This window comes from Natrialba hulunbeirensis JCM 10989, assembly GCF_000337575.1.
Lineage (GTDB): Archaea > Halobacteriota > Halobacteria > Halobacteriales > Natrialbaceae > Natrialba > Natrialba hulunbeirensis.
Window position 1 is genome coordinate 18,328 of record NZ_AOIM01000013.1, and the last position, 26,050, is coordinate 44,377.

Genomic DNA, 26,050 nt, shown 5'->3' on the forward strand with positions numbered 1-26,050 from the left:
CTTAGTTAAAAGTTCTTGTCTCGGTTTCGGAAAACCATTCCACATATGTGCATACATTCGGATACCGTGGCAGAGAGGTTGGTGTGGTGATTGACAGGATTGGACGGCAGTCCTCACCACGACGTGGGACGAACGTATTTCATCTCGGAGCATGTACTGTGTTATCATGAAGTTCGTCATCGTTGGGTACGGCCGCGTGGGCTCTCGAACCAGTCGGATCCTCAGCGAGGAGGGACACGACGTCGTCGTCGTTGATAACGACCCCGACCGAATCGATCGGGCGAGCGGCGACGGCTTCGAAACCGTCCAGGGCGACGGCGCGGACGAAGCCGTCCTCGTCGACGCCGGCATCGAAACCGCGGACGCAATCGGCGCGTTCACGCCCGACCTCAACGCCAACTTCGCCGCCTGCATGGTCGGCGACCACCACGACTGTCGGACCGCCCTGCGAATCGACGAAGACTACCGCGAGGAAATCTACACCAGATACGCCGACGAGGTCGACGAGATCATCTACCCCGAGCGACTCGGCGCTGCCGGCGCGAAAACCGCCATGCTTGGCGGCGACTTCAACGTCGTCACTGACCTTGCGACGAATCTGCAACTCACCGTCCTCGAGATCCCCGATGGCTCGGCCGCGGTCGGCAAGCGCATGAGTGAACTCGAGTTACCCGAGTCGGCGCGGATCTATGCCCATGGGCGAGCCCGCGAGTCGTTGACGATTCCGCTGCCGGGGACGGAACTCGAAGCGGGTGATGAGGTGGCGGTGGTGACGGAGGCGAGCAGTGCGGACGAGGTGCGGACGGCGTTGCAGTAGTAGGGACGCGAGTGGAATGGTGCTGTAGTGGAGACACACGAGGTGGATTTGGGTCCTGCCAGCGAACGACCGTCACGCAGCGGTCTCGTCTGGTTACCCAGCGGTCTCGTCCGGACGGAACACGAGAATATTCTGGTGGACCATCGAGGGGACGAACGAGAACGGATAGCCGTAGACGTGGAGGTCTTTCGTTGGGTCGTACCAGACCAGACTAGCCGCGAGGGTGACAGGCGCGGTTGATTCAATCGCTCGTGCGAGGTCGGCCGAGAGGAACTTGTAGGACTGGTCGCGGTACATGTCGCCGATGAAGACGACGATGTGGCCGTCGGGGGCGACGGCGTCGGTGAAGCGGTCGAATTTAGTGGCCATGTCGGTGAGCCAGTCGTCTTTCGTCGTGGTTTCGACTGCGTCTCCTGCAGTCTCAGCCGTGTCTCCTGTCGGTCCGGCTGCGTCTCCAGTGGTATCCCTGTCGTCCGCTGTCTCAGTCCCGGTAGCTCCCGCTTCGTCCGCGTCGAACGACCCCAACTTGCTCTCTCGAGTCTCGTGGACATTCCGCGTCTGCTCGAGTTCGTCCATATGCCAGTAGGGGACGTCGGTCAACAGGAGGTCAACGCTGTCGTCGTCGACCTCCTCGATCAGGTCCGCACAGTCACCGTGGCGCATCTCCTGTGTGGCGAGTTCGGGTTCCCCACGGGCGCGTCGCTCCTCGTTTTCGCACTCGAGTACCTCGGCGTAGATGTCGGTCCAGCGCTCGGTACGCTCGAAGCCGATCGCGTCCCTGAGTCCGGTTCCCTCGTGTTCACAGAAGCTCGCACCGAGGAGGGTGCCGCCGACGCCGGCGAACGGGTCGAGCACGGTATCGCCGGCCTTGCTGAACCGGCCGATAAGTTCCGCACAGAGCCGAGGCGGCTTTTGGCCGCCGTGCTCGCTGCGCAGGTCGTGCTGGACGGCCGGCGGGTAGCCCTCCGCGATCACCGATTTGGTCGCGTACTTCCACTCCTTGCCAGTGAGGTCGTTGACTCGATTTCGCTCGTCGTAGATGCCTCGTCCCTCGACGTAGTGCTGATGCTCAGCGAGGTCGTCGGTGTCGATGACCTCGCCGTCTTCGACCGGCAGGGACTCGTCACGAGCGCGTTCGGCGTCGAACGTGCCGTCGTCGTCGGTCAAGAGTCGGCTCTGTCGGTGTCTCCCCGGCCCGTCACCCTCGTCTGCCATTGTATCCCGGAGTGAACGCCCAGTCTACTTAAATGTCGAACACTGGCCTTTCGATCGCAGCCACCAGCTATCGCTGTCGACTTGTCGTCTACAGAGTCGTGACTGGACCGATCGATACCCGCGCACTCGGACTCGCGTCCGGTATTTTCTGGGCACTGCTCATTGCCCTTCTCGAACTGACGGCTGACACCCAGTATGGCGAGCGGTGGCGGCTGCTCTTCGAGGATATCTATCCGGGATACGACCGAACGCCCGGCGACCTCCTCTGGGGGACGGCGCTGGCGTTCGTGGATGGGTTCAGTGCCGCATTCGCGTTTGGCTGGCTGTACAACCGTCTCGCGGAGTGAGCCGCGAGTCGTAAGTCGCGAGCCACGGACCACGGATCGCGGGCCGCGGGTCGCGGATTAGCTCGTGTAGGAGCTTTCGCCGACGATTTCGATGAATTCGCCGCGTCCAGTAGCCGCTTCCTCGTCGAACTCGGTCACGCGAACGCGAACGCGTTTTTCGACTGTCGCCTGTCCCGCGCCCTCGACGAGCAGGTGTGTATCCCCGATGTAGACGTGTCCGTTTCCGTCACTGTTCGCCTCCGCGACGAAGACGTCGAGTTCGTCGCCCACCGTGAGCGACGGCGTCGTATCGCGGAACTGCCATCCTTTGAGGTACTTCGTGAAGATGCTCATATGCGTGCCACCTCCTCACTCTCGCGGTCGATTACGTACTCACGGCCGAAGCCGGTGAGCGCTGCGATGACAAAGACTGCCACCAGGAGCCAGCCCTGGAAGACGAACGGAACAACGTCGATCGGCGTCACCAGCATCCCGGTGTCGAACCAATCGTAACTGTCCGGGAGATCCTGCATCGCGGTATACCCCGCGAGTACGCCGCCGGACCACGGGAAGATATACCCAAGCGCCGCCGTCTGGGCGTCCAGAATGTTCGCCCGCCGGTAGCCGTTCAGATTGAACCGCTCGCCGATTTTCGAGATGTACGGTCCGATCGCGACCTCCGCGGCCGTATTGATCGTGATGACCGCATTGATCAGCGCTGCCGAGCCGACCATCGTGAGTTCGGCGTTGCGAACGTTCGTTGCCAGATTCTCGATCGACCAGTCCAGAATCGCCTGGAAGGCACCGCCGCGAATCATAATCTGGGCCGCCGCGATGATCAGCAAGACGAGAATCGCCAGCTCGAAGAAGCCCGACGCCCCCTCGATGAGGCTCCCGCCGACGCTGACCGCGTCGGGATCGTCGTCGAAGATCGCTCCTAAGAGGATTATCCAAAAAGGAGAACAGGGTTCGCGCCGAGCAATAGGCCTGCAGAGACAGGGTGGTGAACCTAGTCATTACACACGTAATGATATCCTGTTTATAATATTTTATTGGGAGGTATAGAACAAATGTGTACAAGGGGAAAGGATTATGCTACTAAGTTAAACTACGGCATCCCTGGCTGGCAACCCTCATTATCCCACCTCAGATAATCGTCGTGTCCGCGTATCCCAGAACTAATACCGTCTCGCCACTGGAATGATGCTTCATGGTGAAGCAGTTGCTCATCACACTTTGGAGAGATGTCATAGTAGTTTCTACTACCAACATTAAAGACTTGAGAAGCGCTACCTCCACTGTTCCATTCCCACTCCCAATCAGCTTTTTCTGTTGTAGATGTACTTTTAAACGATACATCCGGTTGGTCATAATCCCAAGAAATAGATGCGGCATTATAGCTAAGACTAGCTGAAGTGCTCCAACTTCCGCTCCTTTCACCTGATGGACTATGCTCAGCATGTGTCTGATCCCCGTCACCAACTGAATTATCACTCCAATCAATAGTATCCCATGCTCTATAATTAACGAAATCCCAATCATCATCTGAGCATTGATTTATACCTGGATAAGTACTCAAGGTCACATGAGCGCCAAACTGTTTTGAAGAAATATCTTCATGTTCCCAAAGTTTAAGTTCAGATGTGTATTTTCCAAAGGGACAGTCTCCGTTTTCAACTACACTTTGGTCAACTAATCTGTGCCAATCTTCATCAACACAAACTCCACCTTCACATGACTCTATCGTCACATCGTTTGCAGAACGCTGTAATCTATCTAAGTATTCTTCAGCACCTCTATGCCGGTCTATTACGTTTGCATTTGCATTTGCGTCTGACTCGTTGCGAGGTGCCGCACCAATCCATGAACGAGCGTTTCCTTGTTCAGTAATATAGTACAAGTATGAAACAATATTCGTTTCATCATCGAATTCGGGAATATTATTAACAATTCCCCTATCCAAGTCCCTATCTTCCATATATCTATTCTTTACTGTTCTTTGGATATTCATGATCTCTTCTTTAGTTATAGGATTATCATGATTCCGTTTCCTAATAATGAATTCTCCGTCTTTTTCTTTCTCCGCTGAAACAGCGCTCGGGGCAATTGCGGTACCCATAGCAACACTAGTGGCTGCAAGAAATTGTCGTCGGTTGGGCTGAATAGTTCGCTTTCTATCATCTGCATTTTTTGCTCCGCTTCTTTTTTCATTTCCATGAGTCATTTCCATCAACAATAGAGTCTGTGATGCCTACCAATATAAATTTATTCATACGAACATTTACATACTAATATGTGGGTGAAAACCATCATCTCTCTATCAGTACTATTGTTATCAAATTTGCTATTTGGTGATACCGACATAGCCGCGGGAAACGTCGTCGGCTCGAACGTGTTCAACCTCCTCGCGGTGCTCGGCCTCGCCGCATCCATCCGCCCCCTCGCCGTCGACCCTGCCGTCCTTCCCGGACTGGCGTGGCTGCTAGCCGTGACCGCCATTGCGACCATCTTACTGGCGACCGGTCGGCGAGTGACTCGCCTCGAAGGCCTGATCCTCCTTGCACTCGGGATGAGCTACTGGCTCGGCAACGTGTTCGTCTGACTATGCACCGACCCAACAGTCTGAAACAACAGTTCGGGTGCCGGGTCCGGGATACAGGACGCGGAACGTGGGGTCCAAGACGCAGAACATGGAGACGGAACGCAGAATAGGGGGTATAAGAGGCAGAACACGGATACGGAACGCGAGCGACACACAGCAGACAGCGATTCGGGCGGTAACGAGTCTCTTTACGTCTTGATCCGTTACAGACCGTATGAACATGCTCGTCGACGGCGAGTGGCGAACGGATGCACACGAACTAACCGGCGACGACGGCTCGTTCGATCGGCAGGAGACCACGTTTCGCGACTGGGTACAGGACGATCCCGATGCCCGATTCCAGCCCGAATCGGACCGCTACCACCTCTACGTCTCCTACGCGTGTCCGTGGGCGCACCGGACGCTCGTCACGCGCGCGCTGAAGGGACTCGAGGACGCCATCTCGGTGTCGGTCGTCGACCCCTACCGCGGCGAAGATGGGTGGCAGTTTACACCCGGGAAAGAAGGCTGTACGCACGATCACGTTCACGGCGTCGACTACTTGCGCGAGTTGTACGTGCAGGCCGATCCGGACGTGACCTGTCGCGTGACGGTGCCGGTCCTCTGGGACACCGAGGAAGACACCATCGTCAACAACGAATCGGAAGAGATCATGCGGATGCTCGACACCGAGTTCGACGAGTTCGCGGATCACACTGTGGACCTCTATCCAGACGGAGATCAGGCGGAGGTCGACCGGATCATCGACGACATCTACGAACCGATCAACAACGGCGTCTACCGGGCTGGCTTCGCGACCGAACAGGGCCCCTACGACGAGGCTGTCGATGAACTCTTCGGTGCGCTCACCCACTGGGACGACGTGCTCGCAGACCAGCGCTATCTCGCCGGTGACCGCCTAACCGAGGCCGATATCGCGATGTTCACGACGCTGGTTCGTTTCGATAACGTCTACCACACCCACTTCATGTGTAACGTCCAGTACATCCGCGAGTTCGACAATCTGTGGCCGTACCTCCGGGATCTCTATCAGACGCCAGGTGTTGGCGAAACGGTGGACATGGACCACATCACGGAACACTACTACACGACCCATCCGGACGTGAACCCACACCGGATCATCGCCCGCGGACCCGACCTCTACTTCGGAGCGCCACACGACCGGGACGAACTGGCCGGCGAGCCACCGGCTGCGCTCGTCTCGTCTGCAAAGCGGTAAGTTTGGGAAAAAGACCCGAGACCCGAGACCCAATCCGTCGCGATCAGGCGCCGTTCGGCGAGTTGGGCTTCCGGTCTCGCTCTCGGTTCGCCGTCTCGGTTCGCCACCGTTCGTAACTCGACTCCGGCGGGTCCTCGGCGACGAAGGCGCGCCAGAGGAGCCAGACGACCGCGATGACGGGGAGCGCCGGCAACAGCAACAGGGCGATTGCCACCGCCATCACGTAGCCGAACGCCGACATCTGTAGATTCGGCACGTAGCCCGTCGACTCGGACACTTTCGTGGACATACGGCCTAGTAGAAACGTTCCGATATTCGGTCTTTCGATCCCAGCGACGACTCGACGGACTCCTGAACCGCGTTCTGAAAGTGCGAGCATCGGCTCCATTCGTGTAGCGCCTCACCGCGGAGATACCGACTGTCCTCGCTGTTGCTGCCAGTATCGGCCAGCACGAACGAGCGCCTCAGCCAGCACGACTCCCGCGAGGACCACCCCACAGATCAGGGTGAACGCCACGATGACGATCACACCGCTTCCCTCGCCGGCCCCCACCCACCTGAGATACGTCGCCAACACGGCAAGAAACAGCGTCAGCGTTCCCAGCAAGACGGTGATCGGCGTCACACCGCGCATCTCGGCCGTTTGCAAGCGGTGTAACACCACGAGGCCAAGCGAGCCGGCGGCGACGAGTTCGACCGAAACGGGAACGGGGACGGGGACGGGGACGGAGCCAGCGCTCAGCCACACCGGATACGGTCGCGGAATATCCGTAAACACCACGGCTGCAACACCCAGCACGAGCACGGCGAGTCCGTAGTCTACGAATCGCGCCAGCGACCCGTCAATCTCCCCCATTCGTATCGATTCTGATCTTTCACGTATTCCTATAAAAACGTACGTGTGACATCCCGTCCGCACAGAATCCGACACGCTACAATCAGGGTCTGCGAACGGGGACTACTCGAGTACCCGCGCCGAATCGTCCTGGGGCTGGTACTCGAGTCCGAGCATGGTTTCGGTGAGCGAGAGGAAGCGTGCTGCGTTGTTCGAGATGCCGTGGGCGGTAAACGGTGTGTGCGGGAGCGAACTCGTCACGGCGGCCTCCATGAGTCGCTGGCAGTCGTCGGGACTGAGCCACATCGCGCGGGCGTAGCGTTCGCCGGCGCCGTCGCGGTCTGCGATTTCGGCGTCCAGTTCCTCGTTCGAGAGGAGCCAGCCGATCCGGAGGTTGATCACGTCCAGTCCGTGTCGGTTGGCGTAGTAAGAGCCCAGCGCCTCGCCGAAGACCTTGGTGACGCCGTAGTAGGTGTCCGGATCCATCGAATCGTCCGGACGGACGGCGGTCGGCGTGCCGACGGTCGACTCCGGACGGGTAGGTGAGACGGTGTTTCCCATGTTGACCGCGTGGTTCGAACTCGCGAAGACGACGCGCTGGAGGTCGTGCTCGAGCGCGGCCGCGTAGACGTTGTAGACGCCCTCGATGTTCGGTTCCTGTACTGCATCCCACTCGGCGCGCGGATCGGGGTTGGCCGCGAGGTGGATGACGATGTCCTGTCCGTCGAGCGCGTCCATGACCGCCTCGCGATCGCCGATCTCGATCGGGGTCGTCTCGAGGTCTTCGGTTTCGCTGTGCGAGAAGAGGGTGAGCGCTTCCTCGCGGTCCTCGAACGCCTCGATAGTCTCCCTGCCGACCCGACCGGATGCGCCGGTGATCGCAACGTTCGTCATAGGAGGAAGTCACCGACCGCGGGGAAATAGCTCGGGCCAGCGCGTTCCGGTGGCCACCGGTCGAGGACGGTTCGTTGGTTCGACTGACCGCAACGCAACTACCGCTAACGCGACTACCGCTGACGCAACTAACCGCTACGGCCATACACGTTCACCACGTTATCAGTACACATGAAACAGATCGAGGTCTTCGAAGAAATCGACGCCCCACCCGATGTCGTCTGGGACGTGCTACTCGAGTTCGAGCGCTATCCGGAGTGGAATCCGTTCGTGCAGTCGATCGAGGGGACACCGGTGGAGGGAGAGCAGTTGCGGGTCCGAATCCAGCCACCGGGCGGGCGAGGAATGACGTTCAAACCGGCGATCGTCGCACTCGAAGAGGGGCGGCGACTGGCCTGGTTCGGTCGGCTGGTCGTCCCCTTCGCGTTCGACGGCTACCACGAGTTCCGAGTAGAGCCGATTGACAGAGCCCAGCGGACGCGGTTCCTGCAGCGAGAGACGTTCCGCGGCGCGCTCGTCCCGGTGCTCGCCAATCAGGACCGACTCGAGCGCGGCTTTCGGTCGATGAACGAGGCGATCAAGGAGCGTGCCGAGGCGCGGGTTGCGGCGTCGAGCTGAATCGTTATTGTTGTGAAAGCGCTCGCAGCGACTCGATTTCGAACGTCGGCCGAGCGGGACCGTCGAAGGTGTACCCCTCGCGATGCTCCCGCCGAATAAAGGCCACGTCGATTCCGAGCGCATCCGCGGCGGCAACGTCGACGTAGCTGTCACCCACGTAGAGCGGCTCCGTCGCGTCCAGTTCGTCGATCGCTTGCTCGAGATAGTACGGCCGCGGCTTCTTGCGGTTGATCCCCTCGAGTGTCGGTTCTCGTCCGTACCAGACCTCGAACGGTGGGAGATCCAGTTCATCCAGAATGTTCCCGATCGTCTCGTGCTGGTTGTTGCTCACGATCGCCGTCGGCTGGGGAAGGGACTCGAGTGCGGCCGTGTCGTCGTAGCACTGTTTGCGGCCGGCGGTGAGTTCTGCGCGCTGGGCGGCGATGGCGGCTTCTTCGCGGGCAGTCCAGAGCGTCTGGGGCTCGACGCCGTGCTCGGCTGCGGTGGTCCGGAGCGAGTCGACGTCCGGGCTGAGGAGGGTTTCGATGGCTGCCTGGGGCGGGTTCGAGACGCCGACGGTCGCGAACGCCTCGGTCATGGCCTCGAGGAGGACATCTCGGTCCGTCGGGGTGGTCAACACGCCGTCGTTGTCGAAGAGAATCGCGTCGTACGAGCTGTCCATCTCCATTCGTAGTCAGTTCGAGTGAGGCGGGCGAGCCAGTTTGATGTTTCGCCGTGGCGCACGCGTGCGGGCGTTGGCTCAGTTTGAGAGGGGCCAAAGACACGAGACGGACTGGTGGTCGATGTCTCTCACCCTGCTAGTGACGGTGCCTTCGCGTGCCGGAGCCAGTCTTTTTCCCGGGACGAGCGGAGCGGTGTGTATGCGAGAGACGACAGCCTCGAGTAACTCGACGGTACAGGGTTCGTGCCCGTACTGTTCGGCCGAAAACGACTTTTTCTACACGTTCTGTCGGAACTGTCTGCAGGAGTTGCCCAGTAACGCGCGGCGCCACTCGCCTCACTGACGGGACCCAGTTGGGGGAGGGCAGGTCTTGCTCGTCGGCTGGCTCAGTTCCGGTCCTGAGGTTCAAATACCGAAAGGGAACCAGAGTCGACAATGTCGATGCCGATGCCGATGCCGACACTGACACCGACACCGATACCGATACCGAGTGACCGTCGCAGCGACGACAGACGCTGGCGACACCGACGAACACCGAGGGCGGACCTCCCCAGAGAGCGTTCGAGAACGGCAGAAACCACCCACAATGACGCGGAGGGAATGCGTGGGACATAGAGCACTCGTCGGCTACCGCCGTCCGGACGGACTCTACGACCTCCGATACAGCCACTGGGGCGGGGCCGACCGCTCGCTCGTGGCCGAACTCACCGCCGACACACCGCTCGCCGACGGCGCCGTCTCCGCGAGCCTGCTTGCCGACTCGATCGCCCGCGACCGCATTCTTACCGACCACCTCGATCCCTGCGTTCACGAGATGCTGTTCCTCGTCGAACCTAGCGCTGGCTACGAAGTCACACCCTACCACGTCTGCTGGCTCGAGTGGGGCGACGGCCACGGTGACGGCCGGGGCGCGCTTATCGGAACCGACCAGACGGACGAGTCCGTCAGAACGTGGTTTCGGGCGATCAAGACAACCCTCTCGGACGTGATCGAGATGGGCGTCCTCTCACAGCGAGCCGCACAATCGTACCTGGAAGCGCGCGTCTGTGAGGAGTACGCCGGCGTCGTCTACACCTACACGGGGACTCCGTCCGAGCCGGCGGATACAGACCCGACCGACCCCGCCAGCGACCCGTCGGTCCAGCCGACCTCACTTCCGAAGGGGGATCGATTCCCGCCGGAGCTTCGCGGCTGGTTCGATGAGACGCCCTTCGACTCGGTCTCTCGGCATACCGACCGAAACGACGACGATCAAAACAGCGACCACGGCCCTGACTGGTCGTAACCGCCCGACTCAGCGACTCACTCGGCCACTCAGCCACTCACTCACTCCAGCGCGCATCCGCCAGTGTCCGCTGCACCACGTCGTTGCCGACCGCCTCACCAAGCGTCTCGAAGCCCGCACGCTCGGCCCGGTCGTCCGCGTTCGCCACCAGTCGCGAGACGATGAACTCCGGCGTCGACCGCCCCACCGTGTCGAACCGTGGCTGGTAATCTACGAGCAACTCGAGTTCCGGGCTCAGTCCCTCGGCGAAAATGCCGTCCACGCGAGCCTCAGGCGGTAGCGGCTCCAGGTCGTCCGCGAGGTGCGTGACGAAGACGCCGAGCGCATCGCGCTCGACGGTCAGCGTCACGAGCCCGTGCAACAGATCGGCCGCACTCCCCGGCTCCGTGATCGCCTCGAACTCGTCGACCAACATTAGCGTTCGTCCGTCCGAGGACAGCGGCGGCACGACCGAGCGCAGGGTGGACTCGAGTACCCCCGCGTTGAAACTGGCGTGGCGGCGGTGGAACACGAGCGAGTCGACGGGCGTCACCTCGGCGCGCTCGGCGGGGACCGGCAGCCCCATCGAGGCGAGGAGAACAACCTGACAGCACGTCTCGAGCAGCGTGGTTTTCCCGCCGCTGTTCGCGCCGGTGAGGACGGAGACACGTTCCCGTCCGGGAACTGCGTTTGCGCTGGCGTCGTCGCCATTGGTATCGGTGCCGACACCGGTCCCAGTGCCAGCGCCGGTACCGGTCCCGTCGCGGCCAGAGATCGCATCCGCTTCGGTGAGTCCGTGCTCGCCCAGCGCGTAGGTGATTGGCTGGACCTGGTCGCCGCCATTGTGCCGGTTCCCTCCTTCGCGCCGGTCACCACCGTCGCGCTGGTCAGCACTTGAGTCGGTCGCCGGCGAGGCAAGCGTCAGATTCCGCGCCTCGACGACCGACACCGCAGCCGATTCGCCCCCGACGAACGTCGGTCGGGTACAGCCGTACGCGAGCGCGAAGCGCGCGAGCGAGAGGTGCAACGCGATGTCGTCGACCGCCGCGACCGCCTGGTCGATGGCGTCCCGAGCCCCCTCGAGTTCGGCTCGCAACTCGCCAGCGACCTGCTCCTCGCGGTCGTCGATCGCCGCCGTGAGGTCCCCCCGAAGCGTCCGAAGCGTACCCCCCACGAAATCCGTCGCGTCGGTCGCGTCAGTCGGCATCGCCTCGCGAACCTGGTCGACCGTCACCGCCGTCTCCGAGAGCAGGTGGTCCTCGAACGCCTCGCGGAACTGGCCCACGTCGCGGACGCCGTCGTCCCGCAGTTCCTCGATCAACTCGAGTGCGTTCGCGTCCATATCCTCGACAGTTCCGAGGGCGTCGTGCAGGCGGTCGAGTTCGTCGTCGGCACCGCGGACGAGTCGGCCCTGCCCGCCGTCGTCCGCGAAGGCAGAGAGCGCATCTGCGGCGGTTGCGAGCGTCTCGCGCTCGAGTTCAGCGACGGTTTCGAACGGGCCGGAGTCGACCCCGGCCTCGAGCAGGGCGAGCGCGGTTTCGACGGCGGCGCGTTCGCTCTCGTCGCGTTCGTCGTAGCGCTCGTAGGCTTCGAGGACGGCCTCGCGGTCTGCCTTCTCGAGTGCCGCCCAGGCGTCGCGGGCCGCGAGCACGTCGTCGAGACGCGACTCCATTTCCTCGCGGCTGGTGAGCGGCGTGAGGACGCGGATTCGGTCGGCCGCGCGCTGCGTGACGGCGTGCTCGACCGCCAGATCGAGCAGGTCCTTGTACGCCGCGCGGGCGTCGCTCGTCGCCAGCATGTCGATTCCGTCGCCGCCGGTCGCTCGCCGCAGGATACGTGTTGCGCGCCCGCGAGCGAGGCCGGCGGTCGCGAGTTCGCGAACGTCGCCGCTCTCGATCGCCTGGATCGCGCGTTCCCGTCCCAGCTCCGACACAAGTGCCTCCCTCGTCTTCGGGCCGACGCCCCAGTACTCCTCGAGTCGCATAGTATACGCATCGCATTCGAGTCAGTACGCTTGAATACTGTGCCATCGGCTACCCGCTGGCGCGTGTCGGCGCAGATGCAGGCGTGCATACAAACATATATTACCTCTTCATACATTCTCCCATGTCAACAGGAACCCCGAACTCGACTACCATCAGACTCGGGTTCGTCTACTGCTGTGGCGTCGTGCTGGCGTTCACAGCCGGCCGACTGTCCGACGGCATGGCAACACAGGACAACTGGCCGTTCCTCCTCGCAACCACCCTGCTGATCGGACTCGGACTGTACGGAATCGTCCGTTCCAGTGCACCTCGCTCGTAGCAGGCAGGACTGTGCTCAGCGCGGTGTGTGCCAGGGCAGGAATTCTCGAATGGGGTGTACTCGAGTACACTCGACCGTAGATTTAAGCGGCCACCGACAACGTATCGAGTAATGGCAAACCGGCGTCACGAACGGCAGTACTCCGGCTGGGATGAGGCGGGTGCCAGCGACGGGATGGTTCGACAGTACGACACCACCCGAATGCGCTGGGTCGAACTCGACCTCGAAGACGTACCGGGTCGCGTAATCGCGCGCCACCGCGGAGCGGACGGGTCAGCGGAAGCAGACGGCTCGCCGGAACCAGACAACTCGTCGGAGCCTCCATCGGGGCCGACCCAAGAATCCGGCCCGGCTGCGCAGACAGGCGAGATCGTCGATGTGGAACTCGTACTCGAGTCCGCTCAGACGAAACACGCCGTCGAGTCGTTCGTCGTTACCGTCGAAAACCAGGCAGCTACGCCGCTGACAGTCGACCGCGCAGGGCTCACGTTCGACGACGAACCCGAAAAGAGCGCGCCAATTGAGGCGGTGGTACTCGAGTCCGGCGAGACGGCAGCGATTGAGGTGCACTGGAGCTGGATTCATCAGGACCAGGATGTACTGACGGTCGGGGTTCGCTCGGGAAGCGAGCCAATTGCGATGGCGACGGTTGACCTCGACGACTACAGGTAGCGGCCTGTTCGATCATATGCACATCCGTGTATAATATTGTGTGGTGAACCGTCTCTGGAGCGCACAAACACGGGGATTTTTATCCGGGCGGGCTCCTATGGACGACCATGACTGATGGGCGGGGCGAAACTCCCCGGCGAACAGGAATGACCGAAAAGTGCGGCGTCGTCGGCGTCTCACTGGACGGTCGAGACGCGGCACGACCGTTGTACTACGCGCTCTACGCACTCCAGCACCGCGGCCAGGAGTCCGCCGGGATCGTCACACACGACGGCTTCCAGCAACACAGCCATGTCGACATGGGCCTCGTCGGGGACGTCTTCGGCGAGGGCGACCTCGACCCACTCGCCGGATCGGCCGGGATCGGCCACGTCCGCTATCCGACCGCCGGTTCCGTCGACACCTCGTGTGCACAGCCCTTCTCCGTCTCGTTCAAGAGTGGCTCACTCGGCCTCTCTCACAACGGCAACCTCGTCAACGCCGACGAGATCCGGGACGAGTTGGCCGCCGTCGGCCACGCGTTCACGAGCGACGGCGACACCGAGGTCATCGCACACGACCTCGCGCGCAACCTCCTGGAAGAAGACCTCGTGCGCGCCGTCAAACGCACGATGGGGCGCATCCACGGCTCCTACGCGCTGACGATCAGCCACGACGACACCGTCCTCGGCGTCCGCGACCCACAGGGGAACCGGCCACTCTGTATCGGCGAACTCGAGGACGGCTACATCCTCGCTTCGGAGTCGGCCGCGATCGATACGCTCGACGGCGAACTGGTCCGTGACGTTCGGCCGGGCGAACTCGTCGTCCTGCAGGAAGACGGCGACGGCTTCGACTCCTACCAGCTCGTCGAGGAGGACAACACCGCCCACTGCTTCTTCGAACACGTCTACTTCGCGCGCCCGGACAGCGTCATCGACGAGACGCTCGTCTACGAGGCGCGTCGAAACCTCGGCCGCAAGCTCTGGGAAGAAAGCGGCGTCGAGACGGACGTCGTCATGCCGGTTCCCGACTCCGGACGCGCGTTCGCCTCGGGCTACGCCGATGCGGCGACCGAGACGACCGCGGACGGCGAAGCTCGAGCCGAGGACGACGACGGCGTCGAGTTCGCCGAAGGGCTGATGAAGAACCGCTACGTCGGGCGGACGTTCATCATGCCGACGCAGGACGAGCGCGAGCGCGCCGTCCGGCTGAAGCTCAACCCGATCAAGTCCACGATCGAGGGGAAAACCGTCACCGTCATCGACGACTCGATCGTCCGGGGAACGACCTCGACGCAGCTCGTCCAGCTCCTGAAAGACTGCGGTGCAGCAGAGGTCCACGTTCGGATCGGCGCGCCGGAAATCGTCGCCCCGTGTTACATGGGAATCGACATGGCCACCCGCGAGGAGCTGATCGCCTCGGACAAGTCGACCGAGGAGATTCGGGATGCGATCAGCGCCGACAGTCTCGCGTACCTCTCGACGGATGCCGTCGCCGACGTGCTCGGGAAGGAGCGACTCGACCTCTGTCTGGGCTGTGTTACCGGCGAGTACCCCTACGATATCGAGGGCGAGGAAACCGACCGGGACGTCCAGCGACCGCAACTCGCCAGCCGACAGCTGTCGGCGGACGACTAGAATCGCTGTCGGTCAGGGACCGCTCCGACCGACCGGTTGCCGAGATATGACAGTCAGCAAAACGCTGCGCTAATTTTAACATAGAGACGCGTGAACACCTCACTATGGACTTAAACGAGTTCCTCGAGGGGCACAATCTGACGGGACGACAGGCAGCGATCATCTTCTTTGGGTTCCTGTTACTGATCATCATCGCTGGACTGTTCCTGATACTGTTCAGTGACTTCTTCCAGGAGCTGATCTCGTAGCCCCCGGACCCACAGCGTTCCTCCGTCGACGCCCAGAATCGTTCTACCAGGATCGCTCAATACAGTACGTGACCGAGCACGTACACCACGATTCCCAGCGAAAACGAAATCAGCCAGAGGCTCGCCGCGATTCGTCCGATACGAGCGTGGCTCGTCTGTCGAAGCTCGGAAATCGGGCGCGAAACCGCCAGCAACAGCGCATAGTACACGAGCGGAATACAGACGACTGCGAGGAGGATGTGGATCGCCAGAACCGGCAGGTAGACGGTGAGATAAACCGTCTCAGGGCCAGGGAACGGATCCGGGCCACCGGTCGCGATCAGTCGATAGAGGTAGAACGTGAGAAACGCCCCAAAGAGGGCGAACGAAGCGAGCATCGCCCGTCGGTGTGCAACGATATCGCCGCGGCGGATCGCTCGCCACCCCACCGCGATCGTCACGATCGCCGTCGCGCTGATCGCGACGTTGAGATGCGGAACGGACTCGAGTACCCACCCAGGCGCAGCCGGGACGGCCGACTGTGGAATGCGGCCGCCTGCGGCGGCGAAGACGACGATGAGTGAGACGACGCTCAGGATGGCGGTGAGAGGGGTGACGCGTTCCCGCGAGACGTACTCCATTGTCTATAGGTGAGTGTTGGATGGAACGAGGAAGTGCGTATCGACTTTGCGTGCAGCGGTGCTCTCGAGCGAGAGTGGGTGTTGTGATTTTTCCGAATCACAACGCAACCACTGTCGCTCTTTGGTGTAGGTTTCTGAAAGGATTATGCGTGGGTGATGTCCGCGAAGGGAAATCACCTGCATCGTTTCGCTCGGCGGTGAAACCGCCTTGCGTTTCGCGGTACGGTGTACCGCGCATGCGATGCGTGGGACCGGATTCGAACTCCCGTCGTTTCGCTCCGCGCTACGCGTCGCTCCACGACGACATTCGCGATTGGCAGGGCCAATCGCTCATCGGCGGACCCCTGCGGGACAGCGCCCGGATGGGACGGGAAAGCCGTCGCTTCTTGGTGTAGGTTTCTGAAAGGATTATGCGTGGGTGATGTCCGCGAAGGGAAATCACCTGCATCGTGTTGCTCGGCGGTGAAACCGCCTTGCGTTTCGCGGTACGATGTACCGCGCATGCGATGCGTGGGACCGGATTCGAACCGGCGGACCCCTACGGGACAGCGCCCTCAACGCTGCGCCGTTGGCCTGGCTTGGCTACCCACGCTCGCGGTTTCGTTCTTTGTCTGCACTCAATCGTATCCAGTGTGATTATAAAAGCCCTTTCCTTTGTGCTTGCGTCTGCGGTGAGGTCACACGGGACCGATTGGAACGGAGATTTCAAATGGCACAATTGCCAAAGCATACCATGGCTAAATACTCGACTGGTTCGTCCGGCGGCGGTGGCGGGACGAACTGCGAACTCTGTGGTGCCGAAAGCGACTCCCTGCGGCTGGCGTCGGTCGCCGGCGCGGAACTCGAGGTCTGTCCCGACTGTGCACCTCACGACGATACCCAGCAAACGTCGAGTCGCCGACGCTCCTCGCAGGACTCAGGCGGCTCGCACTCGCAGGACGAACCGAGCCGCAAGAAAAAGGCCGCCCAGAACGTCGCGAAGGCGAACCCGGTCTGGGACGGCGACTCCGAGCACTGGGAGAAAGACGGCACGAACTACGACGACGACCCGCTGCCGTACCTCGTTTCGGACTACGGCGACAAACTCATCGACGCTCGCCAGGACGCTGGCCTCCAGCGCTCAGAACTCGCAGACGAGCTCGAGGTCCCCGAAAAGGACCTTCTCGCAGTCGAACAGGGCCGTGCAACACAGGCCGGCATCGGCGGCGGGCTGATCGATGCACTCGAGGAGCACCTCGATATCGAACTGGCTGAGTGAGAGGCGGAGGAGATCGGGAGTACTCGAGACCGAGCGGGGTATCATCCGCAATCGGCGAGCAGCTTTTTAGTACCGCGCGACGGAGTGAGACCGATGAGTGGGCAACGGGCGGCAGCGGAGCCGTACGCCACGCGGTTCGAGACCGAAGTGACGGCGATCGACGGCCGACGAGTCTGGCTCGAGACGAGCTACTTCTACGGCGAGAGCGGCGGCCAGCCGGCCGACCGCGGAACAATCGACAGCGTCGCCGTCGAGGATGTCCAGCTCGAGGACGGCGAGCAGGTCCACGTATTGGCCGAGGAGCCGTCGTTCCGGGCCGGCCAGCGCGTCCTCTGTTCGATCGACTGGTCGTTCCGGATGTACTGCATGCGCGCACACACGGCCAGCCACGCCCTCTACGGAGCCGGTCGCCGGCTCCTCGACGACCTCGGCTACGGCGGCTTCGACATCGGCGAGGAGAAGGTGCGCGTCGACCTCGAGACGACCAGTGAACTCGACGACGAGACGCTGCTCGAACTCGACTCGCTGGTGAACAGAGCCGTCTGGGAGTCCCGGCCCGTTTCCTGGGAAGACATCCCGGTCGCCGACGCGCGCGAACGCGAAGATATCGCGTTCAACGAGGCTACCGAGGACGGCGCGTTCCAGAAGGGGCGCGTTCGCATCGTCACGATCGGCGGCGCGGACGAGAATGGCGGCAACGGTACACGCACGCGAAATAGATCGTCTGCTGGGCCGACCGTGACCACGAGCACCGACGGCTCGGCCGAGCCCTGGGACGTCGCCGCCTGCGGCGGCACGCACGTCCGCAACACGCGCGAAATCGGCCCCGTCACCGTCCTCGGGCGATCCAACCCCGGCGAAGGCATGACGCGCGTCGAGTTCAGCGTCGGCCCGACGGCTATCGACCGCCGGCGCGAGGAAAAGGCTGTCGTGCTCACCGCGCGCCAGGAACTCGGCGTTCCCCTCGAGGAGGTCGGCGACGAACTGGCACGTCTCCAGGACGAACGCGACGACCTCGCCGCCGAGGTGCAGACACTCCAGCGCGACCTGGTCGAGCGCCAACTCGAGTCCGCCGACTCGTTCGAACGGGACGGACTCGAGTGGCTGGCTGTCGCGGTCGGAAGAGGCGGCGAGAGCGCAGGTGTCGACGCGAACGACGCAGGCGAAATCGCGCGCGAAGCGGCGGGAGAGCGTGCGGCCGTCGTCGTCATTGCGGGTGCGACTGGCTCACCGTACGCTGTCGCAAGCGTGGCCGAAGACGCACAGGAGACGATTTCGGCTGGCGCGGTGATCGACGCCCTGACGGCCGAATTCGGCGGTGGTGGCGGCGGCTCGGATGCGCTCGCACAGGCCGGCGGCTTCGCCGAGTTGCCAGACGAGGACGAGATTCGGGACGTACTCGAGTCGGTCGAGTTACAGTAGGTTTGGGCTTCAGTTTTAGTTTGAGTCTGGGTCTGCGTTTACGTTTGTGTAGATCTGTTAAAATCCTCAGCAGATAACAAGAGGTGACTGCTGAATACAGAGGCGGGGGAGTGCAACACGATGACTTCGATTGTTTTCACCCTACATTGGTGAACTATCCCCCTTACTAAACGTGCGTACTCAGTCTATTGAAACCAGTCATCACCTGGGTTCAATGGGCCAATAGTCCTCCACCAAGCACGACTATTCTTCTGGGACTGTCCGTTTCAATAGTAAAGGCGTGAGTATGAGACCAGCAGCAGCAACGGCATAAATACCCAACTGGAGTGTCTCATCTTCGACGAGGAAAAATCCTATTGCTGCGATCATAACGGCATCAAGTACGGCGATTCCCCAACGGAAGAGCGGATATCGAAACAGCGACGGTGTCTGTGACATAGCTCTTATTCGTCTTCTTATCTGCGATATACTATTCGGAATGCTTTAGCTAGAGAGTTGAGAGATTTAACAATATTGCATGGAAGAACAATCCACCTCCGGCGACGAGGGCGAGCGGTTGACATCTCGTCTTCGGTTTGACACTCTCGGACAAGTGTTTGGTACGATAGCTGCCACTGGAGTGGGTCTGTTTGTTCTCTCGTTTTTCGGACTCTTCGCATTCGCGGTGCAGTCGCCAGACGGGGCAGAAATGCCACTGTCCCATCCCACCCTGATTGTAGGGTTCGGTTCGTGGGCCTGCGTAGTAATCTCACTGTTCAGTTACGTCATCTGGGCGGTCCGGGAACTTCGAAAACAATCGCGAGATTCTGACCGACCGATTAGCTGGAAGGCCAACGATGCGGACCCATATGGGCAGCGAGAACGCCGAGTCGTTTTCGCACTCGGGTTCGGGGTACTCTTTCTGTTGATACCTCTAGCCATATTTGGCGGCGCTGACGGGTCCTAAACACAGCTGTTGTCCCATCCAAGACAAACGCTACACTGATCGAGCACTCCCCTTCACAGATCGGCTCTGAGCACGTGGGACATTCGCGCTGTGTATTCAGCAAGCTAGCGGGAGTTTATCACCGATTGAGTATTTCAATAAGACCGTTTGTGTTTGAGTGCAGACCTGGGTTCAGATCCGGTTTCGTGGTCTGCGAGACGACTGTGTCAACGAGCCGAGCGCTGTGCCCCCAGCATTATGCCCGTCATCGGTGTACACGCCCCGATGGGAATCGATTACTCACAGCTTCGCGATCCGAACGCCGAGTACACGATGCGCGAACTCTCGGCGGAGACGATGGGCATAACACGCGAGCGTGGTGGCGATCGGGATCTGGAGATCACCGACGTGCAGACGACGATGGTCGACGGCAACTTCCCGTGGACGCTCGTTCGGGTCTACACCGACGCGGGCATCGTCGGCACCGGTGAGGCCTACTGGGGCGCGGGCGCGCCGGAACTCATCAAGCGCATGGCACCCTTCCTCCGTGGCGAAAATCCGCTCGACATCGACCGACTCACCGAACACCTCGTCCAGAAGATGTCCGGTGAGGGTTCGATCGGCGGGGTGACTGTAACGGCAATCTCGGGGATCGAAATCGCGCTGCACGATCTGGCCGGCAAAGTGCTCGACGTACCGGCGTACCAGCTGCTCGGTGGCAAGTACCGCGACGAGATCCGTGTCTACTGCGACTGCCACACCGAGGAGGAAGCGGACCCGATCGCCTGCGCGGACGAAGCCGAGCGTGTGGTGGACGACCTGGGATACGACGCCCTCAAATTCGACCTCGACGTGCCCTCCGGACACGAGAAGGACCGGGCAAATCGACACCTTCGCGAACCCGAAATCGAGCACAAAGCGAGCATCGTCGAGGCCGTTACCGACCGCGTCGGCTCACGCGCAGACGTGGCCTTCGACTGCCACTGGACGTTCTCCGGCGGTAGCGCGAAACGCCTTGCCAGACGGCTCGAGGAGTACGACGTCTGGTGGCTCGAAGATCCCGTTCCGCCGGAGAACCACGACGTCCAGCGCGAGATTTCCCACCAGACATCGACGCCGATCGCCGCCGGCGAGAACGTCTACCGAACCCATGGCCAGCGCCGACTCATCGAGGAGCAAGCCGTCGACATCATCGCCCCCGACATGCCCAAAGTTGGGGGGATGCGAGAAACGCAGAAGATCGCCGACCTCGCAGACCTCTACTACATGCCCGTCGCGATGCACAACGTCGCCTCCCCCATCGCGACGATGGGCGGCGTCCACGTCGCCGCCTCGATCTCGAACTCGCTTGCACTCGAGTACCACTCCTACGAACTCGGCTGGTGGGAAGACCTGGTCGAGGAGGACGTGATCGAAGACGGCTACATCGAGGTGCCAGAGGAGCCGGGACTGGGCGTTACACTGGACATGGACGCCGTTGCGGAGCGTATGGTCGACGGCGAGGAACTCTTCGACGAGACGTGATGTAATAGTACACCATAATTATACAATCGCCGTGCGTATCAGAGGTATGGCTCGTGAAGACACTGACAGGATCGAAAGCGGCGACGGCTCTCACCATCCCGGCCCGCCCCGCTTTGTCACCGTCGGCGAGGGACTGATCAACCCGAACGGCGACGAGATGGAGACGCGCGACGAACTCGCACCGTGGAATCTCGATCGGAATCCAGATGGCGAGTTCGTCTGGAACGTCGCAGACGCACCCGAAGAGTCCACTGCTACCCCCACCGACGCGCCAATCGCGGAGTTCGTCCCCGACGTTCCCGGTGAGTACACACTCGTTCTCGAGGCCCCTGACGGCGAGCACGAACTCACGGTTCGTGCGTTTCCGCAGCAGGCGGACAAGAGCGGACAGCCGCGTCCGCAGGTCCGACTCGAGGCGACCGTCGACACGGATCGGGATTCGGATCCGAATCGGAATCCCAATCGAATCCAGTTTGCGGCGACGACGAAACTGGCGGGCAGCGACGCAACAGCGGACGACGAAACCCAAACCGACCTGACCGTCGAATACTACATCGACGATCGGAGCGCACTCGAGTTGGACGACCGGAACGGGATTCGCACCGCCGAACTCGTCGAGCAGGAACTCGAGTACCCCGTTCGCGTCTATGCGGTTGCGGTCACCGACGACGGCCGGTATTCGATTCCTGACGCAGTGGAACTCGATTCAGAACCCGGCGCTGACGGTGTCCAACTCGAACGCCCCTTCGAACCGCCGTCCTGGGTCGAAGACGCGGTCGTCTACGAAATTTTCACGCGTCGGTTTCCAGACCAGGACGACCCGACCTTCGAGACGATCGCGGATCGCGTCGATCACCTTGCCGACCTCGGTGTCGACGTACTCTGGCTCACGCCGATGCTCGAGACGGACCGCGGCTTCGGCACGCCGGACAGCCAGGGCGGCCCGCACGGCTATCACACGGACGATTACCTTCAGGTCGACCCGGATCTGGGCACGCTGGCCGATTTCGAGGCGCTGGTCGATGCCTGCCACGACCACGACATCCGGGTCGTTTTCGACCTGGTGATCAACCACACCGGGGATACGCATCCGTTCTACGAGGCCGCCGTCGACGACTCCCATCCAGAGCACGAGCGCTACCGCGACTGGTACCGCTGGGAGGACTTCGAGGAGCGAGATGCGGACACCTACTTCGGCTGGGATGGCATCCCGAACCTCGATCACAGCAACCCAGCCGTGCGCGCGTACTTACTCGAGGTGATCGACTTCTGGGCACCGCTGGTCGACGGCTTCCGCACAGACGTTGCCTGGGGCGTCCCGCTTGGCTTCTGGACAGAGGTTTCCGATCGACTGCGCCGGTACGACGCGGAGTTCTTCCTGCTCGATGAAACCATCCCCTCGGATGTCGAGATGGGTGGCGGCCGATTCCACATGCATCACGACGACGTGTTGCACGATACACTCGAGTCGGTTGCCGCGGCGGCTGTGTCTGCAGATGGGGCTGGCGGTACCGGACGTAATGAAGAAGGATGGCGCAGAGAAGCGGAAGCAGAAGCAGAAAACAGCGACACAGACACCGAAAACGCCGTCGCCGACACCTTCTCCGACATGTCCGTCGACGCCAGCGACGGCGCCAGCGCGATCCTCGACGCGGTCGACGAACGTGCCCGCCGCGGCACACACCCAGACTCGGAGTGGCTCCTCTACGTCGAAAACCACGACACCGACCGCTTCCTCACCGAACACGGCCGCGACGCACAGCAGGCCGCTGCCGCCGCCACCTTCACACTTCCCGGCTCGCCGATGCTCTACTACGGTCAGGAAACCGGTCTCACCGAGCGCCGCGAACCCATGAACTGGGGTGCGTTCGATGCGGCGCTACTCGAGTACTACCACCAGCTCTGTGACCTTCGTCAGTCGGTGCCGGCGCTCCAGCGCGCGGCGGCACTCGAGCGGGTGTCGTACGAGGCATCGACAAAGTATGCAGTTGCGTACGCGCGTGACGCATCGACGGCGGACCGGGCGGTGCAGTCGGATCAAACGGACGCCGAGGACGGGCCAGAGCGTGTTCTCATCGTCCTCAATTTCAGCCCGGAGCCGACGACGGTGCGGGTGAACGAGCGCGTGTCGGGTCCGGATCTGCTCTCCGGTGCACAGGTCGTCAGCCAGAGCGACGGAGACGAGTCCGACTGGGAGCGAACAGTGACTGTCGATTCGGCGGTGGTACTCGAGTCCGAGGGTTCGGCTACGGAGTAGGTCTGTTTCGGTTCGCGAATCTGAGGCCTCGATTTCATCGCACGGTCGCTGAATCAGCACATAGAGTGTACCATTGCTGGAGGTCACCCGCCTCAGTAGTTTGTTCTTAGACCAGTACGGATTAGTATCATCGTCTATCAGTTGAGAATGATTGATATGAACCGTCGAACTGCTCTAGCGATGATTAGCACGGGGGTGACAGCATGGGGTGCTGGCTGCCCCTCTATCAACAGAGCTGGTCCTGTTGCGTTCCAACTCATGAACGTTACAGAGGAGACACAGCACGTTGCTGTTACGCTCTCGGAGCACGAGGGAGAGACAGTACTGAGTGAATCCTATGAAATCGGTGAACGAAAGCCAACAGGCGAAGCAACTGTGATTCGGGAAGACGAATTCGTCGAAGCACGTACTGACGACCGGTTCACTATCGATCTTGAACTCTCTAGCGGTGAATCTGCGGAGAGCGGATTTCGAGTGATGTGTATGGGCAGAGAGAACAGTACGGATGTATTCGTAGCAGAGATACGAGCGTCGCGTGAGGAGAACGACACCTATTTTGTATTTGACCAATCTGTCTGCGGTTGAGTTTCGCAAAACCAGCCACTACGGTCAGCGGTACGGCAAATAGAGTCCGTTTCGATCAGATATCCGACAGCGTTTGCGTCGACGAAAAGCCGATCACAGAGAGGGAGCGATCGGGAAAGAAACAGAGCGTGAGTACGGCCCGATCAGCCTTCCATCCCGCCAAACGAGAGCCCGCTCTCGACGTAGCTCTGGGCGAAGAAGTAAATCAGCGCGACGGGCATCGCGAACAGGATCGCGAACGCCGAGAACTGAGTCCACGGCGTGTCGTACTGGCCGGCCGTCGCGAGCGCGTAGAGTTCGACCGAGAGCGTGTAGTTCTCCGGACTGAGTAGCGTTCGCGCGACGATGAACTCGTTCCAGCCTGCGAGGAAGGTGAACACCAACACGACGGCGATACCGGGCTTCGAGAGCGGCAAGATCACCTCGCGAATGACTTCCCAGCGTCCCGCACCGTCGATGACGGCAGCCTCCTCGTAGGAGACCGGAATGTTGTCCATGAACGTCTTGAGTAGCCACGTGTTGAACGGAATCGCGCCTGCGGCGTAGAACAACCCGAGCACGAGCAGGTTGTTACTCAGGCCGAAGTTGACGAACAAGACATAGAGTGCGATGAGCGTCGCAATCGACAGGCCCGCACCGACCTGCGTGAACAGGACGTAGCCGTAGAGGATCTTCTTCCGGCCGCGGAACTCGTGGCGTGAGAGTGCGTACGCGCCGGGGATGACGACCGACATCGAGACCGAGACGGTCACGAAGACGACGATCAGGCTGTTGAGCAGCGCGTCCGTGAACGACGACTCGAACAGCACCCAGCGGTAGGCATCGAGATTGTACGTCGACGGATCCGCGAAGACGCCCTCGGTGCTCATCAGTCCCGCACCTTCGGAGAGCGAGGCCGTGAAGATCCAGTAGATCGGGAACATAAGCACGACGAGAACGGCAATCGCACCGCCGGTCCCGGCCACTGTCTTGGCGAGATCACGAACGCTTCGCTTTCCGGTTCGGACCTGTTCGAGGGTCAGTCTGACCGTTCTGGCGGCCCGCATCGGCCAGGTCACCTTCTCGTGTGCCCAGGTCGTGAGCACGCTGATGACGTTCGCGAGGATGGCGACGACCGCGATCATGCGGAATCCACCCCCTCAGCGAGGTTGCCCTTTCTGACGGCGAGCCACATGAACAGACCAACGAATGCGATTGCGGTGACCATAATTGCAGACGCGTAGGCGTACTGATTGAGTTCGATTGCCTCCCGATAGCCGTAGACGATGAGCAACTCGTTCTGGCGTGACGGACCACCCGAGTTGAAGATCCACGGGATGAGGAACTGCTGGAACGAGGTCGCGGCGGTCAGGATCGACGCGAACATGACCGGCCGCTTGACTGCTGGAAGCGTCACGTGAACGAATCGGTGGAGGTACCCCGCACCGTCAACCTTGGCTGCGTCGTGTAGCTCCATTGGAACGTCCTGCAGCGCACTCACGATGATGATCACCATGAACGGATACGCCAGCCAGACCTCCGTCGTGACGTATGCCATAAATGCACTCCAGCGACCGCTGAGCCAGCTCACTGGCATGTCCACGAGCAGAAACTCCGGCACCGAAACGGCGACGAAGAACAGCGCCTGGTCGACGACGCCTGCAAGCGTCGTGACGGCGCTGTTGTACGTCGCTAACAGCTCGTTGAACGGACCGAATCTGGCACCGCTGAACATCCCGCGCCAGACGGTGATGATGAAAATCGCCGGCAGCCCCATCGGGATGATGACGATCGCTCGCATGTATCGCTTTCCGACGACGCGAGCATGTGTCAGTAACATCGCGAGGCCGAGTCCGACGACGATCTTGATTACCAGGCTCACTGCCAGGAACAGCCAGGTTATCCCGAAGGACGTCCAGAACTGACTATCGGTGAAGAGGTCGACGTAGTTGTCGAACCCGACGAAGTTCGTGTCGCCACCGATGACCGTTCCTGCGTGGGTCGCGTCGGTCATCGAGAGATAGACCAGAAACGCGATCGGGAACAGCATGAACGACAGGAACAACACCGCACCCGGTGCGACGAGCAAGAGCCCAAACAGGTTGAGGTTGCGCGTATCGAACGGGAGCAATCGCTGACTCTCCGCAGACACGCGATCGAGGAGTGACGTAGACATGGCGTGAAGG

26 protein-coding genes, 1 tRNA gene and 2 pseudogenes are annotated in these 26,050 nt (G+C 61.3%); 16 read left to right on the forward strand and 13 right to left on the reverse strand.

The genetic code is table 11. From position 1 onward, the window contains the following. The first annotated feature begins 166 nt into the window (after positions 1 to 166). On the forward strand, positions 167 to 817 hold the full coding sequence (locus C483_RS03810) for a potassium channel family protein (protein WP_193787496.1): 651 nt from the start codon (positions 167 to 169) through the stop codon (positions 815 to 817). A 93-nt stretch (positions 818 to 910) separates the two neighbouring features. Here the strand turns inward: C483_RS03810 and C483_RS03815 are convergent, their stop codons facing one another. Next, positions 911 to 2,032, reverse strand: coding sequence for a DNA methyltransferase (locus tag C483_RS03815; protein ID WP_006652033.1), 1,122 nt, complete (start codon positions 2,030 to 2,032; stop codon positions 911 to 913). Between the two features lie 98 nt (positions 2,033 to 2,130). On the opposite strand from C483_RS03815, the gene C483_RS03820 reads away from it, so the two are divergent. After that, the gene (locus C483_RS03820; RefSeq protein ID WP_049912419.1) at positions 2,131 to 2,379 is read left to right on the forward strand and encodes a bacteriophage holin; all 249 of its coding nucleotides are present in this window, start codon (positions 2,131 to 2,133) and stop codon (positions 2,377 to 2,379) included. Positions 2,380 to 2,436: 57 nt separating this feature from the next. On the opposite strand, the gene C483_RS03825 is transcribed toward C483_RS03820, so the two are convergent. The 3 genes and pseudogenes from C483_RS03825 to C483_RS19825 all read right to left on the reverse strand — a co-directional run bounded on the left by C483_RS03825 (position 2,437) and on the right by C483_RS19825 (position 4,588). Beyond that, complete coding sequence (locus C483_RS03825) at positions 2,437 to 2,712, reverse strand: DUF7513 family protein (RefSeq protein WP_006652035.1); 276 nt, start codon at positions 2,710 to 2,712, stop codon at positions 2,437 to 2,439. Then, positions 2,709 to 3,281: pseudogene (locus tag C483_RS03830) on the reverse strand (Na+/H+ antiporter NhaC family protein); the annotation flags it as partial. The gene C483_RS03825 and the pseudogene C483_RS03830, both read right to left, overlap by 4 nt. A 185-nt stretch (positions 3,282 to 3,466) precedes the next feature. Next, positions 3,467 to 4,588 (reverse strand): hypothetical protein, encoded by a 1,122-nt coding sequence (locus C483_RS19825; RefSeq protein WP_152419819.1) that lies wholly within the window; start codon positions 4,586 to 4,588, stop codon positions 3,467 to 3,469. A 120-nt stretch (positions 4,589 to 4,708) separates the two neighbouring features. Between C483_RS19825 and C483_RS03845 the strand changes: the two are divergent. After that, positions 4,709 to 4,960 (forward strand): annotated as a pseudogene (locus C483_RS03845) (calcium/sodium antiporter); the annotation flags it as partial. 214 nt (positions 4,961 to 5,174) lie between these two features. After that, complete coding sequence (locus tag C483_RS03850; protein WP_006652040.1) at positions 5,175 to 6,179, forward strand: glutathione S-transferase family protein; 1,005 nt, start codon at positions 5,175 to 5,177, stop codon at positions 6,177 to 6,179. Positions 6,180 to 6,222: 43 nt separating this feature from the next. On the opposite strand, the gene C483_RS03855 is transcribed toward C483_RS03850, so the two are convergent. From C483_RS03855 to C483_RS03865, 3 genes are all read right to left on the reverse strand, one after another. Continuing rightward, on the reverse strand, positions 6,223 to 6,468 hold the full coding sequence (locus C483_RS03855; RefSeq protein ID WP_006652041.1) for a DUF7535 family protein: 246 nt from the start codon (positions 6,466 to 6,468) through the stop codon (positions 6,223 to 6,225). 111 nt (positions 6,469 to 6,579) lie between these two features. After that, on the reverse strand, positions 6,580 to 7,035 hold the full coding sequence (locus C483_RS03860; RefSeq protein WP_006652042.1) for a hypothetical protein: 456 nt from the start codon (positions 7,033 to 7,035) through the stop codon (positions 6,580 to 6,582). 102 nt (positions 7,036 to 7,137) lie between these two features. Continuing rightward, a complete protein-coding gene (locus tag C483_RS03865) occupies positions 7,138 to 7,908 on the reverse strand; it encodes an NAD-dependent epimerase/dehydratase family protein (RefSeq protein ID WP_006652043.1) in 771 nt (256 codons plus the stop codon). A gap of 171 nt (positions 7,909 to 8,079) precedes the next feature. Between C483_RS03865 and C483_RS03870 the strand changes: the two genes are divergently transcribed. Continuing rightward, entirely contained in the window at positions 8,080 to 8,526 is a 447-nt protein-coding gene (locus C483_RS03870; protein ID WP_006652044.1) for an SRPBCC domain-containing protein, read from the forward strand. Between the two features lie 4 nt (positions 8,527 to 8,530). Here the strand turns inward: C483_RS03870 and C483_RS03875 are convergent, their stop codons facing one another. Further along, complete coding sequence (locus C483_RS03875) at positions 8,531 to 9,193, reverse strand: HAD family hydrolase (RefSeq protein ID WP_006652045.1); 663 nt, start codon at positions 9,191 to 9,193, stop codon at positions 8,531 to 8,533. Positions 9,194 to 9,386: 193 nt separating this feature from the next. On the opposite strand from C483_RS03875, the gene C483_RS21325 reads away from it, so the two are divergent. Then, the gene (locus C483_RS21325; protein ID WP_449289181.1) at positions 9,387 to 9,530 is read left to right on the forward strand and encodes a DUF7577 domain-containing protein; all 144 of its coding nucleotides are present in this window, start codon (positions 9,387 to 9,389) and stop codon (positions 9,528 to 9,530) included. 261 nt (positions 9,531 to 9,791) lie between these two features. Continuing rightward, positions 9,792 to 10,472, forward strand: coding sequence for a DUF6735 family protein (locus tag C483_RS03880; protein ID WP_006652046.1), 681 nt, complete (start codon positions 9,792 to 9,794; stop codon positions 10,470 to 10,472). A gap of 37 nt (positions 10,473 to 10,509) precedes the next feature. Here the strand turns inward: C483_RS03880 and C483_RS03885 are convergent, their stop codons facing one another. After that, on the reverse strand, positions 10,510 to 12,435 hold the full coding sequence (locus tag C483_RS03885) for a MutS-related protein (RefSeq protein WP_006652047.1): 1,926 nt from the start codon (positions 12,433 to 12,435) through the stop codon (positions 10,510 to 10,512). A 122-nt stretch (positions 12,436 to 12,557) separates the two neighbouring features. On the opposite strand from C483_RS03885, the gene C483_RS03890 reads away from it, so the two are divergent. From C483_RS03890 to C483_RS20345, 4 genes are all read left to right on the forward strand, one after another. After that, on the forward strand, positions 12,558 to 12,755 hold the full coding sequence (locus C483_RS03890) for a hypothetical protein (protein ID WP_006652048.1): 198 nt from the start codon (positions 12,558 to 12,560) through the stop codon (positions 12,753 to 12,755). 111 nt (positions 12,756 to 12,866) lie between these two features. After that, positions 12,867 to 13,427, forward strand: a complete 561-nt coding sequence (locus tag C483_RS03895) for a hypothetical protein (protein WP_006652049.1) — start codon at positions 12,867 to 12,869, stop codon at positions 13,425 to 13,427. A gap of 146 nt (positions 13,428 to 13,573) precedes the next feature. Next, positions 13,574 to 15,046, forward strand: coding sequence for an amidophosphoribosyltransferase (gene purF / locus C483_RS03900; RefSeq protein ID WP_006652050.1), 1,473 nt, complete (start codon positions 13,574 to 13,576; stop codon positions 15,044 to 15,046). A gap of 104 nt (positions 15,047 to 15,150) precedes the next feature. Next, the gene (locus C483_RS20345) at positions 15,151 to 15,294 is read left to right on the forward strand and encodes a hypothetical protein (RefSeq protein WP_006652051.1); all 144 of its coding nucleotides are present in this window, start codon (positions 15,151 to 15,153) and stop codon (positions 15,292 to 15,294) included. A gap of 56 nt (positions 15,295 to 15,350) precedes the next feature. Here the strand turns inward: C483_RS20345 and C483_RS03905 are convergent, their stop codons facing one another. Continuing rightward, the gene (locus tag C483_RS03905) at positions 15,351 to 15,914 is read right to left on the reverse strand and encodes a DUF420 domain-containing protein (protein ID WP_006652052.1); all 564 of its coding nucleotides are present in this window, start codon (positions 15,912 to 15,914) and stop codon (positions 15,351 to 15,353) included. A gap of 507 nt (positions 15,915 to 16,421) precedes the next feature. Then, positions 16,422 to 16,506 (reverse strand) — tRNA-Leu (locus tag C483_RS03910). A 141-nt stretch (positions 16,507 to 16,647) separates the two neighbouring features. Here C483_RS03910 and C483_RS03915 point away from each other — a divergent pair. The 5 genes from C483_RS03915 (at position 16,648) to C483_RS03940 (ending at position 23,885) form a co-directional block, all read left to right on the forward strand. Beyond that, positions 16,648 to 17,172 (forward strand): helix-turn-helix domain-containing protein, encoded by a 525-nt coding sequence (locus C483_RS03915; protein ID WP_006652053.1) that lies wholly within the window; start codon positions 16,648 to 16,650, stop codon positions 17,170 to 17,172. 93 nt (positions 17,173 to 17,265) lie between these two features. Next, entirely contained in the window at positions 17,266 to 18,594 is a 1,329-nt protein-coding gene (locus tag C483_RS03920) for an alanyl-tRNA editing protein (protein WP_006652054.1), read from the forward strand. Positions 18,595 to 19,804: 1,210 nt separating this feature from the next. Next, on the forward strand, positions 19,805 to 21,043 hold the full coding sequence (locus tag C483_RS03930; protein WP_006652056.1) for a mandelate racemase/muconate lactonizing enzyme family protein: 1,239 nt from the start codon (positions 19,805 to 19,807) through the stop codon (positions 21,041 to 21,043). Positions 21,044 to 21,089: 46 nt separating this feature from the next. After that, the gene (locus C483_RS03935) at positions 21,090 to 23,300 is read left to right on the forward strand and encodes an alpha-amylase family glycosyl hydrolase (protein ID WP_006652057.1); all 2,211 of its coding nucleotides are present in this window, start codon (positions 21,090 to 21,092) and stop codon (positions 23,298 to 23,300) included. 258 nt (positions 23,301 to 23,558) lie between these two features. Next, on the forward strand, positions 23,559 to 23,885 hold the full coding sequence (locus C483_RS03940; protein WP_006652058.1) for a hypothetical protein: 327 nt from the start codon (positions 23,559 to 23,561) through the stop codon (positions 23,883 to 23,885). A gap of 143 nt (positions 23,886 to 24,028) precedes the next feature. Here C483_RS03940 and C483_RS03945 read toward each other — a convergent pair whose 3' ends face one another. Continuing rightward, entirely contained in the window at positions 24,029 to 25,009 is a 981-nt protein-coding gene (locus C483_RS03945) for a sugar ABC transporter permease (protein WP_006652059.1), read from the reverse strand. Beyond that, entirely contained in the window at positions 25,006 to 26,040 is a 1,035-nt protein-coding gene (locus tag C483_RS03950; RefSeq protein WP_006652060.1) for a carbohydrate ABC transporter permease, read from the reverse strand. Before C483_RS03950 ends, C483_RS03945 begins: the two co-directional genes overlap by 4 nt. Positions 26,041 to 26,050 lie beyond the last annotated feature (10 nt).

Coding starts and splice junctions, on each gene's coding strand:
- C483_RS03915 (WP_006652053.1), top strand. CDS start 16,648: ATGGCTAAATACTCGACTGGTTCGTCCGGCGGCGGTGGCGGGACGAAC.
- C483_RS03815 (WP_006652033.1), bottom strand. CDS start 2,032: ATGGCAGACGAGGGTGACGGGCCGGGGAGACACCGACAGAGCCGACTC.
- C483_RS03850 (WP_006652040.1), top strand. CDS start 5,175: ATGAACATGCTCGTCGACGGCGAGTGGCGAACGGATGCACACGAACTA.
- C483_RS03895 (WP_006652049.1), top strand. CDS start 12,867: ATGGCAAACCGGCGTCACGAACGGCAGTACTCCGGCTGGGATGAGGCG.
- C483_RS03940 (WP_006652058.1), top strand. CDS start 23,559: ATGAACGTTACAGAGGAGACACAGCACGTTGCTGTTACGCTCTCGGAG.
- C483_RS03890 (WP_006652048.1), top strand. CDS start 12,558: ATGTCAACAGGAACCCCGAACTCGACTACCATCAGACTCGGGTTCGTC.
- C483_RS03855 (WP_006652041.1), bottom strand. CDS start 6,468: ATGTCCACGAAAGTGTCCGAGTCGACGGGCTACGTGCCGAATCTACAG.
- C483_RS03885 (WP_006652047.1), bottom strand. CDS start 12,435: ATGCGACTCGAGGAGTACTGGGGCGTCGGCCCGAAGACGAGGGAGGCA.
- C483_RS03930 (WP_006652056.1), top strand. CDS start 19,805: ATGGGAATCGATTACTCACAGCTTCGCGATCCGAACGCCGAGTACACG.
- C483_RS21325 (WP_449289181.1), top strand. CDS start 9,387: ATGCGAGAGACGACAGCCTCGAGTAACTCGACGGTACAGGGTTCGTGC.
- C483_RS03865 (WP_006652043.1), bottom strand. CDS start 7,908: ATGACGAACGTTGCGATCACCGGCGCATCCGGTCGGGTCGGCAGGGAG.
- C483_RS03875 (WP_006652045.1), bottom strand. CDS start 9,193: ATGGAGATGGACAGCTCGTACGACGCGATTCTCTTCGACAACGACGGC.
- purF (WP_006652050.1), top strand. CDS start 13,574: ATGACCGAAAAGTGCGGCGTCGTCGGCGTCTCACTGGACGGTCGAGAC.
- C483_RS03825 (WP_006652035.1), bottom strand. CDS start 2,712: ATGAGCATCTTCACGAAGTACCTCAAAGGATGGCAGTTCCGCGATACG.
- C483_RS03860 (WP_006652042.1), bottom strand. CDS start 7,035: ATGGGGGAGATTGACGGGTCGCTGGCGCGATTCGTAGACTACGGACTC.
- C483_RS03935 (WP_006652057.1), top strand. CDS start 21,090: ATGGCTCGTGAAGACACTGACAGGATCGAAAGCGGCGACGGCTCTCAC.
- C483_RS03920 (WP_006652054.1), top strand. CDS start 17,266: ATGAGTGGGCAACGGGCGGCAGCGGAGCCGTACGCCACGCGGTTCGAG.
- C483_RS03810 (WP_193787496.1), top strand. CDS start 167: ATGAAGTTCGTCATCGTTGGGTACGGCCGCGTGGGCTCTCGAACCAGT.
- C483_RS20345 (WP_006652051.1), top strand. CDS start 15,151: ATGGACTTAAACGAGTTCCTCGAGGGGCACAATCTGACGGGACGACAG.
- C483_RS03870 (WP_006652044.1), top strand. CDS start 8,080: ATGAAACAGATCGAGGTCTTCGAAGAAATCGACGCCCCACCCGATGTC.
- C483_RS03945 (WP_006652059.1), bottom strand. CDS start 25,009: ATGATCGCGGTCGTCGCCATCCTCGCGAACGTCATCAGCGTGCTCACG.
- C483_RS03905 (WP_006652052.1), bottom strand. CDS start 15,914: ATGGAGTACGTCTCGCGGGAACGCGTCACCCCTCTCACCGCCATCCTG.
- C483_RS19825 (WP_152419819.1), bottom strand. CDS start 4,588: ATGGAAATGACTCATGGAAATGAAAAAAGAAGCGGAGCAAAAAATGCA.
- C483_RS03950 (WP_006652060.1), bottom strand. CDS start 26,040: ATGTCTACGTCACTCCTCGATCGCGTGTCTGCGGAGAGTCAGCGATTG.